The organism is Streptomyces luteoverticillatus, from assembly GCF_003970715.1.
Classification (GTDB): Bacteria; Actinomycetota; Actinomycetes; order Streptomycetales; family Streptomycetaceae; genus Streptomyces; species Streptomyces abikoensis.
The window spans coordinates 4343215-4357537 of the sequence record NZ_CP034587.1; the positions used below are offsets into that span (position 1 = coordinate 4343215).

11 protein-coding genes and 1 pseudogene are annotated in these 14323 nt (G+C 71.9%); 9 read left to right on the plus strand and 3 right to left on the minus strand.

Annotation, left to right across the window (positions count from 1 at the left end; all coding sequences use genetic code 11):
- The first annotated feature begins 281 nt into the window (after positions 1–281).
- The 3 genes from EKH77_RS19320 to EKH77_RS19330 all read left to right on the plus strand — a co-directional run bounded on the left by EKH77_RS19320 (position 282) and on the right by EKH77_RS19330 (position 5405).
- Positions 282–1874, plus strand: coding sequence for a serine/threonine-protein kinase (locus EKH77_RS19320; RefSeq protein ID WP_126915589.1), 1593 nt, complete (start codon positions 282–284; stop codon positions 1872–1874).
- An 81-nt stretch (positions 1875–1955) separates the two neighbouring features.
- Complete coding sequence (locus EKH77_RS19325; protein ID WP_126915590.1) at positions 1956–3611, plus strand: succinic semialdehyde dehydrogenase; 1656 nt, start codon at positions 1956–1958, stop codon at positions 3609–3611.
- A gap of 9 nt (positions 3612–3620) precedes the next feature.
- Positions 3621–5405: a GMC oxidoreductase gene (locus EKH77_RS19330; protein ID WP_397612959.1), complete on the plus strand. Its 1785-nt coding sequence runs from the start codon at positions 3621–3623 to the stop codon at positions 5403–5405.
- A 586-nt stretch (positions 5406–5991) separates the two neighbouring features.
- On the opposite strand, the gene EKH77_RS19335 is transcribed toward EKH77_RS19330, so the two are convergent.
- Positions 5992–6321 (minus strand): chorismate mutase, encoded by a 330-nt coding sequence (locus tag EKH77_RS19335; protein WP_126918164.1) that lies wholly within the window; start codon positions 6319–6321, stop codon positions 5992–5994.
- A 331-nt stretch (positions 6322–6652) separates the two neighbouring features.
- Between EKH77_RS19335 and guaA the strand changes: the two genes are divergently transcribed.
- The 6 genes and pseudogenes from guaA (at position 6653) to EKH77_RS19365 (ending at position 12526) form a co-directional block, all read left to right on the plus strand.
- Positions 6653–8257, plus strand: a complete 1605-nt coding sequence (gene guaA, locus EKH77_RS19340; RefSeq protein ID WP_126915591.1) for a glutamine-hydrolyzing GMP synthase — start codon at positions 6653–6655, stop codon at positions 8255–8257.
- A gap of 133 nt (positions 8258–8390) precedes the next feature.
- On the plus strand, positions 8391–8945 hold the full coding sequence (locus EKH77_RS19345; RefSeq protein ID WP_126915592.1) for a carboxymuconolactone decarboxylase family protein: 555 nt from the start codon (positions 8391–8393) through the stop codon (positions 8943–8945).
- Between the two features lie 109 nt (positions 8946–9054).
- Complete coding sequence (locus tag EKH77_RS19350; RefSeq protein WP_240667422.1) at positions 9055–9672, plus strand: Uma2 family endonuclease; 618 nt, start codon at positions 9055–9057, stop codon at positions 9670–9672.
- A 166-nt stretch (positions 9673–9838) separates the two neighbouring features.
- A pseudogene (locus EKH77_RS19355) lies at positions 9839–10570 on the plus strand (class II aldolase/adducin family protein); the annotation flags it as partial.
- Between the two features lie 176 nt (positions 10571–10746).
- Entirely contained in the window at positions 10747–11775 is a 1029-nt protein-coding gene (locus EKH77_RS19360; RefSeq protein WP_126915594.1) for a L,D-transpeptidase, read from the plus strand.
- Between the two features lie 214 nt (positions 11776–11989).
- Positions 11990–12526 (plus strand): DoxX family protein, encoded by a 537-nt coding sequence (locus EKH77_RS19365; RefSeq protein WP_126915595.1) that lies wholly within the window; start codon positions 11990–11992, stop codon positions 12524–12526.
- Here the strand turns inward: EKH77_RS19365 and EKH77_RS19370 are convergent.
- Complete coding sequence (locus EKH77_RS19370) at positions 12489–12725, minus strand: hypothetical protein (RefSeq protein ID WP_126915596.1); 237 nt, start codon at positions 12723–12725, stop codon at positions 12489–12491. The genes EKH77_RS19365 and EKH77_RS19370 overlap by 38 nt on opposite strands.
- Complete coding sequence (locus tag EKH77_RS19375) at positions 12712–14214, minus strand: PspC domain-containing protein (RefSeq protein ID WP_126915597.1); 1503 nt, start codon at positions 14212–14214, stop codon at positions 12712–12714. The genes EKH77_RS19370 and EKH77_RS19375 overlap by 14 nt, the downstream gene beginning before the upstream one ends.
- Positions 14215–14323 lie beyond the last annotated feature (109 nt).

A 14323-nucleotide genomic window follows, 5' to 3' on the forward strand; every position in this document is an offset into this window, starting at 1 on the left:
GGCTGACGCCCGGTCGGTGGGACGGTCCGGGTCGGTGGGACGGGGGCCACGGGGTGCGGGACGTAGGGGCGTTCAGGATGTCGGCAGGACGTCGCCACGGACAAGGCCGCGGAATCCCCCACCCCCAGCGCCCTCGCATGGCGAGAACCGCTGCCGGAACGCCAGGAACGCCAGGAACGCCCGGCGCTCCGGTCACTCGACGAGCGCGGGCGTGCGAGCCGGAGGGTGAAGCGTCCGGTACGGGCCCGGTCGGGCGGGTGGGTGTGGGGCAATATGGGCTCATGGGCACCTTCGCTGCACACGGCGGTCTCATCGCCGGGCGGTACCGGCTGGGCCGGAAGATCGGGCGCGGCGGTATGGGCACCGTATGGCGTGCCACGGACGAGCTGTTGGCCCGCGAGGTCGCGGTCAAGGAACTGCACGTGGACGAGCAGCCGTCCGAGCGGGAGACCCGGGCGCAGTACGGGCGGATGCTGCGCGAGGCGCGCGCGGTCGCGCTGATCAGGCATCCGAACGTGATCGTGATGCACGACATCGTCGAGCAGGACGGCCGGCCCTGGATCGTCATGGAGCTGATCGACGGCCGTTCCCTGTCGGGCCTGTTGTCGGCGGAGGGGCCGGTCGGCGTCCAGGAGGCGGCGCGGATCGGGGTCGCGTTGCTGGGCGCGTTGCGCGCGGCGCACGCGCGGGGCGTGCTGCACCGGGACATCAAGCCCCCCAACGTCCTGCTGGAGGAGGGCACCGGTCGCGTCGTCCTGACCGATTTCGGCATCGCGCAGGTCTCGGGCGTCACGACGATCACGGAGACGGGTGCGTTCGTCGGCTCGCCCGAGTACACCGCGCCGGAGCGGATGTCCGGCGGGCGCGCGGGCCCGGAGTCCGATCTGTGGTCGCTGGGCGTCCTGTTGTGCACCGCGCTCAGCGGAGAGTCGCCCTTCCACCGCGACTCGCTGGGCGGCATCCTGCACGCCGTCGTCTACGACGAGATCCGGCCGCCCACGGCGGCCGGTCCGCTGCTCCCGGTCGTCCGCGGTCTGCTGGAACGGGACCCGGCGCGGCGGATGGGCGCGGACGAGGCGGAGGCGCTGCTGAGGGCGTTCGTCGACGCCGGCCGGCTGCCCCCGGACCGGCTGCCCACCCGGCCCGCCCTCCCGCTCCTGCCCTGCCCGGCGTCGCAGGCCGGTGGCCGCTCCCGTACGGCCCTGCTGGTGGCGCTCACCGTCGTCGCGCTGGCCGGCATGGGCGCCGGTGCGGCGGCGCTGCTGATGAACGAGGACAGTGCGAAGAACGGGCTCGCCGACGGGCGGCCGCCCTTCTCCGCGCCCTTGACCCCCGGCGCCACGGCGGTGTCCGTGTCGCCGTCCGCACCGCCACCGCCGCCACCCGCCACCGCCTCCGTGACCGCGCCCGCCGGCTATCGCTCCGTCCAGGACCCGGCGGGCTTCGCTTTCGCCGTGCCCGACGGATTCACCCGTTCCCTGGAGCCGCCGCGCGTCTTCTACTACTCGCCCGGCAAGGACTTCCGCATCGGCGTCCTCATCCAGGACATGCAGGAGGGCGGCCCGATCACGGTCATGCGCGCCTCCGCCGCCCTCGCCCCCGACCGCTACCCCGGCTACCGGGACGGCAAGGTCGAGCGGACCGAGCTGCGCGGCCACCGGGCGGCGACCTGGGAGTTCACCTGGGACGGCTTCGACGAGAAGGAGAAGGCCCCGGCGGGCCCCCGGCACACCTACGACCTCGCGTGGGACGAGGGGGACAAGATGTACGACGTGTGGGTGTCCTCCCCGGCCGGGAGGGAGGACGAGGGCAAGCGGTACTTCGACACGGCGCTGTCCACCTTCGTCCGGACCAGGCCCGTCTCCTCGCCCTGACAGCGCCGTCTCCTCGCCCTGACAAGAGAGTTGATTACCGCCGGGTATTCAAAGCGTCCCGCCCCGCATACGCTCACCCGCATGACGGACACGCAGGACACTGGAACAGTCGCCGATGGCAACCCCGTCGCTCCGGCGGGCAATCCCGTCGCCCTGGCGGGCAACCCTGTCGCCCCGGCGGGCGCCCGCGCCGCCGCCGATGTCGTCACGCCGGAGCTCGTCGCCCGGCTCACGCGCGCGGTGGTGAGCTCCGGCGGTCGCACGGCGAGCCACGCCCCCTTCACCGGCCGGAAGCTGGCCGACCTGCCGGAGTCCTCGCCCGAGGACGTGGCGGAGGCCTTCGCCCGGGCCCGCGAGGCGCGGCGCGCCTGGGCGGAGACGCCCGTGCGGAGCCGGGCGGCGGTACTGCTGCGCTTCCACGACCTTGTGCTCGCCCGCCAGTCCGAGATCCTTGACCTCGTCCAGCTGGAGACGGGCAAGGCCCGGCTGCACGCCCACGAGGAGGTGCAGGCCGTCGCCGTCGCCGCCCGGCACTACGGCCGGTGGGCTCCCGCCTATCTGCGGCCCAAGGCGCACCTGGGCGTTCTGCCCACCCTCACGCGCGTCACCGAACTGCGCATGCCACGCGGTGTGGTGGGGCAGATCGCGCCCTGGAACTACCCGTTCGAGCTGTCCGTCGGGGACGCGTTGCCCGCCTTCGCCGCGGGCAACGCCGTGGTGATGAAGCCCGACACCCAGACCGCGCTGACCGCCCTGTGGGCCCGCGAACTGCTGATAGAGGCCGGGCTTCCGGAAGGCGTGTGGCAGGTGGTGCTCGGCGAGGGCCCGGTCGTCGGCCCCGCCGTGGTCGACCACGCCGACTTCGTCTCCTTCACCGGTTCCACCCGCACCGGCCGCGAGGTCGCCCGGGGCGCGGCGGGCCGGCTCGTCGGCTGCTCGCTCGAACTGGGCGGCAAGAACGCCATGCTGGTGCTGCGCGACGCGGACGTCGAGAAGGCGGCGGCGGGCGCGGTCCGGGGCTGCTTCTCCTCCGCCGGACAGCTGTGCGTCTCCATCGAGCGACTGTATGTCCACTCCTCCGTGGCAAACATCTTCCTGGAGCGCTTCGCCGCGCGCACGAAGGCCCTGCGCCTGGGCACGGGCCTCGGCTACGGCGCCGACATGGGGTCGCTGGTGTCGGAGCGGCAGCTGGAGAACGTCACCCGGCACGTGGACGAGGCCGTGGCCAAGGGCGCCACGGTCCTCGCGGGCGGCCGCCCCCGGCCGGACGTCGGACCGCTGTTCTACGAGCCGACCATCCTGGACGGGGTGGAGCCGCCCATGGCCGTATGCGCCGAGGAAACGTTCGGCCCGGTGGTCTCCGTCTACCGCTTCGACGACGAGGACGAGGCGGTGCGGCTCGCCAACGACACCCCGTACGGCCTCAACGCGAGCGTGTGGACGGCCGACGGGCGCCGGGGCCGGGCGGTCGCGGCCCGGCTGCGGGCCGGCACGGTCAACGTCAACGAGGCGTACGCGGCGGCCTACGGCAGCGCCCGCGCGCCGATGGGCGGCATGGGCGACTCCGGCCTGGGCCGGCGGCACGGCGCCGAGGGCATCCTCAAGTACACGGAGGCACAGACGATCGCCCAGCAGCGGCTGGTGCCGATGGGACCCGCGTTCGGCCTGGACGACGAGGCGTACGCACGGCTGATGACGGGCGGGCTGCGCGCCCTGAAGGCGCTCCGCCTGCGCTGAGGAGGGTCAGTGGTGAAGGGAACGTACGACTACGACGTGATCGTCGTGGGGTCGGGATTCGGCGGTTCCGTCTCCGCCCTGCGCCTGACGGAGAAGGGCTACCGGGTGGGCGTGCTGGAGGCCGGCCGCCGCTTCACCCGCGACACCCTGCCCAGGAACTCCTGGGACCTGCGGAACTACCTCTGGGCCCCGGCCCTCGGCCTCTACGGCCTCCAGCGCGTCCACCTGCTCGGCAACGTCATGGTGCTGGCGGGCGCCGGTGTCGGCGGCGGCTCGCTCAACTACGCCAACACCCTCTACGTACCGCCGAAGGCGTTCTTCGACGACCCGCAGTGGGCCGGGATCACCGACTGGGAGGGCGAGCTGCGGCCGTACTACGAGCAGGCGCGGCGGATGCTCGGGGTGCGGATCAACCCGACCACCACCCCGTCCGACGTCCATCTCAAGGCGGCCGCCGAGAAGATGGGCGTGGGGGACACCTTCCACATGGCGCCGGTCGGGGTGTTCTTCGGGGACGGGCGGGACGGCGACGGCGAGCGCCGCGCCCGGCCCGGCGAGGAGGCGCCCGACCCCTACTTCGGGGGCGCCGGGCCGGACCGGCGGGCCTGCGTCGAGTGCGGCGAGTGCATGACGGGCTGCCGTCACGGCGCGAAGAACACCCTCTGCGAGAACTACCTCCACCTCGCCGAGCGCGCCGGAGCGGTGATCCATCCGATGACGACGGTGCTGGCCGTCGCCGAGCACCGCGACGGCGGCCACCGCGTCGTCACCGTCCCCACGGACCGGCGGCGCGGACGCCACCGGGCGCGCCCGAGGACGCTGCGCGCCCGGTACGTCGTGCTCGCCGCCGGCACGTACGGCACGCAGACGCTGCTGCACACGATGCGGGACAAGGGACTGCTGCCCGGGATCTCCCCCCGGCTCGGCATGCTGACCAGGACGAACTCCGAGGCGGTGGTCGGCTCCCAGACCACGGACCGCCGCTACCGCGAACGCCACGGCGAGCGGCCGGACTTCACCCGGGGCGTCGCGATCACCTCGTCGATCCACCCGGACGCCGACACACACGTCGAGCCCGTCCGCTACGGCAAGGGCTCCAACGCGATGGGCTTCCTGTCCGTCCTCCAGGTGCCGGTGGGGACGCGCGCGCCCCGGGCGGTGGCCTTCGCGGGGAGATGCGTCCGCCACCCCGTCCTGCTGCTGCGGTCGCTGTCCAACCGCCGCTGGTCCGAGCGCACGATCATCGGCCTGGTGATGCAGTCGCTGGACAACTCCCTCACCACCTACCGGCGGCCGAGTGGCCCCGGCAAGGGCCTGCTCACCGCCCGGCAGGGCCACGGCGAGCCCAACCCCGTACAGCTCCCGCAGGCGGCGCGGGCGGCGTCCCTCGTCGCGGAGGAGATCAACGGCTTCCCGGGCAGCAACGTCGGCGAGCTCATCGGCACGCCGCTCACCGCGCACTTCATCGGCGGCTGCCCGATCGGCGCCGACGCCTCCCGGGGCGTGATCGACCCGTACCACCGGCTCCACGGCCACCCGGGCATCTCCGTCGTCGACGGCGCGGCCGTCTCCGCGAACCTCGGCGTCAACCCCGCCTTGACGATCACGGCGCAGGCCGAGCGCGCGATGTCCTTCTGGCCGAACAAGGGCGAGACCGACCCCCGCCCCGAGCAGGGCCGGGCGTACGAGCGCACGACCGCCGTCGAGCCCCGGCACCCGGCCGTGCCCAAGGACGCCTTCGCGGCGCTGCGCCTGCCGCTGCTTCCGGTGCCGAGGGTGCCGCGGGACTCCTGACCGCACCGGGGCACGGCGAAGGGCCCCGGGCCGCCGACGCGGGGGCTGCGGGCGGCCACGGGGCCCTTGACTGCCGGCACCGAGATCAGGGCAGGGTCGGTGCCGCGGAGCGGCGCCGGGGGGAGCGCCGCGGGCTGGGGGATGAGCTGAATCCGTTGGTCGAACCTGTCGATTGAAACCGGATGGTTGAACCAATGGCGGTGGGACGCGAGGGGATTGGTGCGGACTTTCGGTTCCCCTTGGCATCGTGGGGGATGCGCCTCCCGGGCGCAACCGTTTCGACCGGATACGGTCGGTTCCAGGCGTCCCCGGAACCGACCGTCCTTTGGGTGGCGGCCGGGCTGCTGTCCCCTGCTGACCGGTCGCCGTGCCACCGGAGGGGGGTCCCACGACACGCGTGCTCGCGCGTCTCCCACTCCGGTGGATCCGCCCTGTCGATGCCGGGCGCCCAGTTGAACAGGGACGGAAGCCACGCGTGGATTTCGAGAGGACCACTCCTGGCTGGTGCGGTCACCGGTATTAACGAAGATGATCAGCCGCCGGTCACGGCGCCGTACGGGTGACGGCCCCGGCGGGCATTCGCCCGTCAGACGCGGCCCCGGCACAGCTCCAGCAGGGTCATGGCCAGCGCGGTGCCCGGCCGGCCGAGCTGCTCGCGGTAGTGACCGAGGATCTCCATCTCGCGCGAGAGGTTGACGCGCCGGCCCCCGGAGGAGATGCGCTCGCGCTGGATCACCGCCGAGACGGCCATCCGCTCCTGCACGAGGCCGATGATGCGGCCGTCGAGATCGTCGATCCGCTCCCGGGCGCCGGTGATCACTCCGGCGGCCTCGGGGGTGCGGGCGCCGGTGTCGGCGGCGGGGGCGGGGGAGGGGGTGGTCTCCACGGTGGTGGCGATGGCGCCGTGCGCGTTCATGGTCATGTCTGTTTCTCCAAAAGGGCCGGGGCCCCCGGAGGCGGACAGGTCCGGGAAAACGACAGGCGCCCCGGGCCTTGTCGGCCCGGGGCGCCTGGGAAGTCGCTTGTCAGTTGCTCAAGCAGCACGACCATGGCAGCCGGACGGGCCGGGTGCCATAGGTAAAGACGAAGGTCAGGTGCTTGCGCATGGCGCCCAGTATGGCCCGGGAACGGCCCCGTGGACAACGCGGGCCGGTCCGGTATTCGGATGGTGAGACAAAAGGAACCCCCCGCTCCCCGGTAGAATCGACAAATACAGACCCCCTCCCGACCGCCGGAAGGCCGCTCCCGTGTCAGCAGCACCCCCCGCCGCCGTCCACGACAACACCGCGGAACCGGTGCTCGTTGTCGACTTCGGCGCACAGTACGCCCAGCTCATCGCCCGCCGCGTGCGTGAGGCCCGGGTCTACAGCGAGATCGTCCCCAGCACGATGCCCGTCGCGGAGATGCTCGCCAAGAACCCCAAGGCGATCATCCTCTCCGGCGGCCCCTCCTCCGTGTACGAGGAAGGCGCTCCGCGCCTCGACGACGCCCTCGCCCTCTTCCAGGCCGGTGTCCCCGTCTTCGGCATGTGCTACGGCTTCCAGCTGATGGCCACGACGCTCGGCGGCACGGTCGACAACAACGGTGCCCGTGAGTACGGCCGCACCGCGCTGCACGTCGGCAAGGCCGGTTCCACGCTCTTCGAGGGCACCCCCGTCGAGCAGTCCGTGTGGATGTCGCACGGCGACGCCTGCTCGGCCGCGCCCGAGGGCTTCGCCGTCACCGCCTCCACGGAGCTGGTGCCGGTCGCCGCCTTCGAGAACGACGAGAAGAAGCTCTACGGCGTGCAGTACCACCCCGAGGTGATGCACTCCACGCACGGCCAGCTGGTCCTGGAGCACTTCCTCTACCGTGGCGCGGGCATCGAGCCGTCGTGGACCACGGGCAACGTGATCGAGGAGCAGGTCGAGGCCATCCGCGCGCAGGTCGGCACCAAGCGCGCGATCTGCGGCCTGTCCGGCGGCGTGGACTCCGCCGTGGCCGCCGCCCTGGTGCAGAAGGCCATCGGCTCCCAGCTGACCTGCGTCTACGTCGACCACGGCCTGATGCGCAAGGGCGAGACCGAGCAGGTCGAGAAGGACTTCGTGGCCGCCACGGGCGTCCAGCTGAAGGTCGTCGACGCGCAGGAGCGATTCCTCAGCGCGCTCGCGGGTGTCTCCGACCCGGAGACCAAGCGGAAGATCATCGGCCGGGAGTTCATCCGCGTCTTCGAGCAGGCGCAGGCCGAGATCGTCGCCGAGGGCGCGGCCGGCGGCGAGGACGTCGCGTTCCTCGTCCAGGGCACGCTCTACCCGGACATCGTCGAGTCCGGCGGCGGCACCGGCACCGCCAACATCAAGTCCCACCACAACGTGGGCGGCCTCCCCGAGGACCTGGAGTTCGAGCTCGTCGAGCCGCTCCGCCAGCTCTTCAAGGACGAGGTCCGCATGGTCGGCCAGGAGCTCGGCCTGCCCGCGGAGATCGTCCAGCGCCAGCCCTTCCCGGGCCCGGGCCTCGGCATCCGCATCGTCGGCGAGGTCACCCAGGAGCGCCTGGACCTGCTGCGCGAGGCCGACGCCATCGCCCGCGAGGAGCTCACCGCCGCCGGCCTGGACGCCGAGATCTGGCAGTGCCCGGTCGTGCTGCTCGCCGACGTCCGCAGCGTGGGCGTGCAGGGCGACGGCCGCACGTACGGCCACCCGATCGTGCTGCGCCCGGTCTCGTCCGAGGACGCCATGACGGCGGACTGGACGCGCATGCCGTACGACGTGCTGGCGCGGATCTCCACCCGCATCACGAACGAGGTGCGCGACGTCAACCGCGTGGTGCTGGACGTGACCAGCAAGCCGCCGGGCACGATCGAGTGGGAGTAATTCCCCAGCGATGACAAACGGCCGTGCCGCCCCTCCACCGCGTGTGGAGCGGGCGGCACGGCCGTTTGTCATCTATGCGGGTCGGGGGTGGTGCGGAATGCTGGTGGATCCACCTCCCGTGAGAGGAGACGTTGTGCCGCATATAGACGTGGGGAACGACGCGCCTGGAATCATCGGCCTGATGCGGTTCCGCCCGGAGACCGCCGACCCGCTGAACGACCTGGCCGACGCCCTGCTCCGCGCCCCCGGCCCGCTCTCCCGGGGCGAGCGCGAACTGATCGCCTCCTATGTCTCGCACGGCAACGGCTGTGCCTTCTGCACGGGCGGCCACTCCGAGGTCGCCGCCCGCGAACTGGAGGGCGGCATGCCGGCCGTCCGCCGCGTCCTGGACGACCACGACTTCTCCGGTTTCCCGGAGAAGATCGGCGCGCTGCTCACCATCGCCGGCCTCGTCCGCAGGGGCGGCAAGGAGGTCACCGAGGAGTCCGTGGCGGCCGCGCGCAAGGCGGGGGCCACGGACGTGGAGATCCACGACACGGTGCTGATCGCCGCCGCGTTCTGCATGTACAACCGCTACGTGGACGGCCTGGCGGCCCCCCTGTCGACGGACCCGTCGTCCTTCGGGCAGATGGCGGACCACGTCGTCGCCCACGGCTACGCGAAGGGACCGGGGGCGCGGCGCGCTTGATCCCGAGCCGGGCGGGCTGGTCAAACACGAGTGCCGTCGCTCATTCGTTTGGGCGGCGGCAGCGGTGTTTGGGGTGGGTACGCTGGCCGGAGAGGCGAGACTCCGTCGCATGGGAGCAATTGTGAGTGCTGCACCCGAGTTCGAGCTGGACGAGCAGTACAACTACCCGGTCCCTCCGCCAGGGGGATGGACAACGGATGACGTCGACCGGCTTCCGAACTTGCCGAGGCACACTGAGCTGATCGACGGGAGTCTCGTCTTCGTGAGCCCGCAGACCAAGTTCCACTTCCGGACCATGCGGTTGCTGGAAACGGCCCTTCTGGATCAGGCTCCGGACGAGCTCGACGTCTTTCGGGAGTTCGCCGTCAGGCTGAACAAGCGAAACCGGCCGGAGCCGGATGTCCTGGTGGTCCCGACGGGGGTGGACACGGGACCGAAGGAGAGCTGGCTCGATCCCAAGGACGTCATCCTCGCCGTCGAGGTGGTCTCCGAAGACTCCGTCGAGCGTGACCATGAGGTCAAGCCCCGTAAGTACGCGGCTGCGGGCATCCCGCACTTCTGGCTGGTCGAGAAGAATGACGGGTTGCCCGTCGTGTACGTCTATGAACTCGACCCCGTCGCCAAGTCCTATGCCCTCACCGGCATCTATCACGACAAGCTCACGCTGAGTGTTCCATTCCACATCGACATCGACCTCACCACGATCAACCGGCGACGCCCCGTGTAGGACGGCTGGTGTCCAGACCCTGGCCTCCTCCCATACCCGGCGGTAGCTTCCCTGCCACAGCCATGGATCACGGAGGAGGCCGCACCATGACCGAGGCCAGCGCCGGCGTCGGCGCACAACCCCCCGACCCCATACCCACCGACCAACTCCACTTCGCCATGCCCCCGAGCACGCCTCCGTCGAGGACGAGCGGCGGTACCGCAAGGAACGGCTGGCCGCCGCGCTCCGCCTCTTCGGGCGGTTCGGGTTCGAGGAGGGCGTCGCGGGGCACATCACCGCGCGGGACCCGGAGTTCACCGATCACTTCTGGGTCAATCCGTTCGGCATGTCGTTCAAGCACATCACCGTCGGCGATCTGATCCTGGTGAACCACAAGGGCCAGGTCGTCCAGGGCCGCCACCACGTCAACCAGGCGGCCTTCGCGATCCACTCGCAGATCCACCGCGCCCGGCCCGAGGTCGTCGCGGCGGCGCACAGCCACTCCACCTACGGGCGCGCGTTGTCCACGCTGGGGGAGCTGCTGGAGCCGATCACCCAGGACGTCTGCGCGTTCTACCAGGACCACGCGCTCTTCGACGACTACACCGGCGTCGTGGTGGACGAGGAGGAGGGGCGGCGCATCGCCTCCGCCCTCGGGCCGCACAAGGCGGTGATCCTCCGCAATCACGGGCTGCTGACCGTCGGCGACTCGGTGGACGCGGCCGCGTGGTGGTTCATCACGATGGAACGGTCCTGCCAGGTGCAGCTGGCGGCGAAGGCCGCCGGGAAGCCCGTGCTCATCGACCCGAAGAGCGCCGAGCACACCCGTGACCAGCTCGGCAACGACCTGGTGGCGTGGATCAACTACCAGCCGCTGTACCGGCAGATCACCCGCAGTGAGCCGGAGCTGCTGGACTGACCCCCACGAGGGCCCGGCCGGTCGGCCACCCCCGCCGCTCGGCGGGGGTGGCTCGTTCTTTGGGGCGTTTTTGCGGTCCTTTTACCTTGTTTACGATGGCCGGAAGCCGAGGCGCCCTCGCCTCGGCTCCGTCATGCCATTGATCCGATCGAACTGATCGAACCGGTAGGAGAACCATGCGCCGCCTCACCCGTGCCGTCGGGCTGTCCGCCGCCGTCGCCCTGACCGGGCTGGCCGCCACGGCGTGCGGCGGTGGCGCCGAGGCCGAGGAGCGGCCCGCGAAGTCCTCCGCGCCGGCCTCGTCCGCCGCCACCCCGCCCGGCCCCGCGCCCGTCACGGAGAAGCCCGCCCCGGAAGCCGCGCTGCTCAAGGGCGCCGCCAAGGTCGTAAGGCCCGAGATCGCGCCCGCCAACGGCGAGAAGGTCGGCGTGGGCCAGCCCGTCGCGATCGTCTTCAAGCAGCAGAAGGTCGCCAAGGAACTGCGCGCCGGCATCGAGGGACGGCTGAAGGTCTCCACCTCCCCGCAGGTCCCCGGCGCCTGGCACTGGAACGAGTCCAAGGGCGACACGCGCGTCCACTTCCGTCCCGAGAAGTACTGGCCCGCCGGCACCAAGGTCACCCTCGACGCGCGGCTCGCGGGCGTGAAGCTCGCCGAGGGCACCGCGGCCGACCGTGACCGGACGATCTCCTTCACCATCGGCGACTCGATGGTCAACACCGTGGACCTCAAGGCCCACAAGATGACCGTCGTCCGCAACGGCGAGACCCTGCGCACCATCTCCGTCAGCGGTGGCGACGAGTCGAAGGGCTTCGGCACCCGCGAGGGCGTCAAGACCATCCTCGCCAAGGAGGGCCGCGTCGTCATGGACTCGCTCTCCATCGGCATCCCGCGCAACCACCCCGACGGCTTCTACGGCTCGTACGACTACAGCATGCGCGAGACGATCAGCGGCGAATACGTCCACGCGGCGCCCGACAACGCCGAGTCCTTCGGCAAGGAGAACGTCAGCCACGGCTGTATCGGCATGTCCACCGCCGACGCCAAGTGGCTGTACGAGCTGACCCTCAAGGGCGACGTCGTCCAGGTCACCGGCAGCACCAAGCCCAAGCCCATGGACCTCTTCGGCAACGGCTACGGCGACTGGAACCTGACCTGGGAGCAGTGGCTGGAGGGCAGCGCGCTGGGCGTCCGCTCCGGAGCCTGACGCACCTCCCCCGCACATCTCCACTACATCGTCCCCATAGTGCGCAAGCCCTGTGGACAACCCCGGCCGGGTGTCGGCGGGGGTTGTCCACAGGGCTGAACGCGTCGCGCGTTCCGTACGTATGGTCGGAGTACGACGGCCGGGAGGCGGTCGCAAAGCGGTCGCAGAGCGGTCGTAAGCGGTTGGGGACGGCGAGAGCGAAGGCGAGGCGGCGATGGCCGGCGGCATGTCACACAGGGTGGGAGGGGACATGGGGCGTTACGCGCTGCTCCCGCTGCGCCTCTTCCTCGGGATCACCTTCGTCTACGCGGGCCTCGACAAGCTCACCGACCCCGCCTTCCTGGCGAGCGACGGGCAGGGGTCCATCGGCGCGCTGATGGAGTCGGTGCGCGACACGGCCGCGCTCCCGGGGCTGGTGGATCTCGCGCTGAAGAGCCCTGCCGGCTTCGGCTACGCGATCGCGTTCGGTGAGCTCGCCGTGGGCCTGGGCACGCTCCTCGGGCTCTTCGCGCGGATCGCGGCCGCCGGAGGCGCCCTGATATCGCTCAGCCTCTGGCTGACCGTCAGCTGGGCCGCCACGCCCTACTACTACGGCAACGACCTCGTCTATCTGATGGCCTGGCTGCCGCTGATACTCGCGGGCGCGCCCCTGCTCTCGGCGGACGCGGCGCTGGCCGGCCGGCGGAGGGGGCGCGCCCGGGGCGGGGTGCCGCTCAGCCGAGTGGCTCAGGTCGCCCGTCGCGGTCGGTGAGGCGCGCCCGGCGGCGGCGTACGGCGAAGGTGAGGGAGGAGACCAGGCCCGCCAGGCAGAACCCGCCCGCCAGGACGGGCAGCAGCAGATAGGAGGGGATGTGCCACCGGCCGTCGGCCGCCGCCAGATAGGCCAGGCCGCCGCCCAGCAGCACCAAGCCGATGACCAGCCTGCCCGGTTCGAAGTCATGCCGTGCCACGGACCACCTCCACCTGACCGATGCCGGCCTTGAGCTCGAGACGCAGGGTGCCGTGCGAGGGGTGCCCGGCGGCGGGGGACAGGGTGGTCCGGCGGTGGCCGCCGGGCTGGACGTCGACGTCCCGGGAGCCTTCGCCCGGGAGCTGGATGTCACCGACGCCGACCTGGATGTTCAGCTCCGCCGTGACGTCCTGCGGCAGGACGACCTGGAGCTTGCCCGCCCCGACCTCCGCACGCACAAGGGACGGCGCGGCACCGCCGGACCCGGACCCGGACCCGGACGTGGACGCGGACGTGGACCCGGAGGTGGACCAGGGCACGCCGGTCAGGTCGAGCACGCCGAGGCCGGTGCCGAGTTCGTAGTTCTCGCGGATCTCGGCCTGGCTCGCCGGGCGCCAGGTCGTCCGGGACCAGTCGGCGGTCACCGACTTCGGCAGCGCGGCGGCGCCGGCCAGCAGGGCGCCGGTGAGCACGGCGGCGACGACCGTGCCGCCGCCCGTGCGGCCGTACCGGGAGCTGAGCGCGATGCCCAGGCCGAAGACGACCAGGGCGCCGGCCAGGCCGAACTCCAGGGAGGTGGCGAGGGGACGGTGATGCCACGTCAGGCCGGTGCCGAGGCCGAAGGCGGCCAGGGCCAGCAGGAACGTCCAGCCGCCCAGCCACGGGCCCTGACCGGACCTGGACGCGGGCTCGGGCCCGGCGCCGGGCGTCGGCCCGGCGGGGCGCTCGTAGGCCGCGGCGGGGCGGGTGCCATGGGCCGGGGCGGCCCCCGGGTACGGGCCGGTGCCGGTGACCGTTCCGGCCCAGCCGTGCGCCCACTTGGCGACGCGGTCCCGGAGGGGGAGCGCCGTGTCCTGGACGTCGTCGTCCGGGCCCCAGAGGTAGCCCGTGCCGGGGGCGCCCGAGGCAGGATCCCGGACGGAGTCGCGCCACCAGGAGGGGGCGCCCGGTGCCGGGGGAGCCTGGGTCTCCGGCGGGGCCTCCATGGCCTTGTGCGGCTTGTGTGTCTTGTGTGCCTTGTGGGGGCGCGCCGCTCCGGTGGCCGTGCCCTCCGGCCCCGTCGCGTCCTCCGGCCCGGCCTCGGCCAGCCGGCGGTGCTGCGACCAGTACGTGGCGCCGCTCAGGGCGACGATGAGCATCAGCGCGAAGGACATCACGCCACTGTTGTTGAGCATGGAGAGGAAGAGGCCGGAACCCACCAGCGCGCACAGCACGGCGGTCAGCGCCGGGCCCTCGACACGCCCGGAGAGCATCCGGCGCGCCTCGTTGTCGTCCTCGCCCTCCAGGGGGATCAGCAGCCAGGCGAAGCCGTAGACGATCAGGCCGAGGCCGCCGGTGACGCCCAGGACGCCGAGGGCCACCCGGAAGATGACGGGATCCATGTCGAAGCAGCGCCCCAGACCAGCGCAGACCCCGGCGATCAGCTTGTGCTCACGGCTGCGCCGCAGCGGCGGTGTGGCGGGCTCAGGGGTGGGTGGCGCGTCGGTCATGGGGACATGGTGTCAACCGGAATGTATGTACGGCACCCGTGCCGACCCTGGACGTTCCCTGAGATCACCCCTGAGATCGATCCGGTTAGGGTGGCGCATCGAACATACG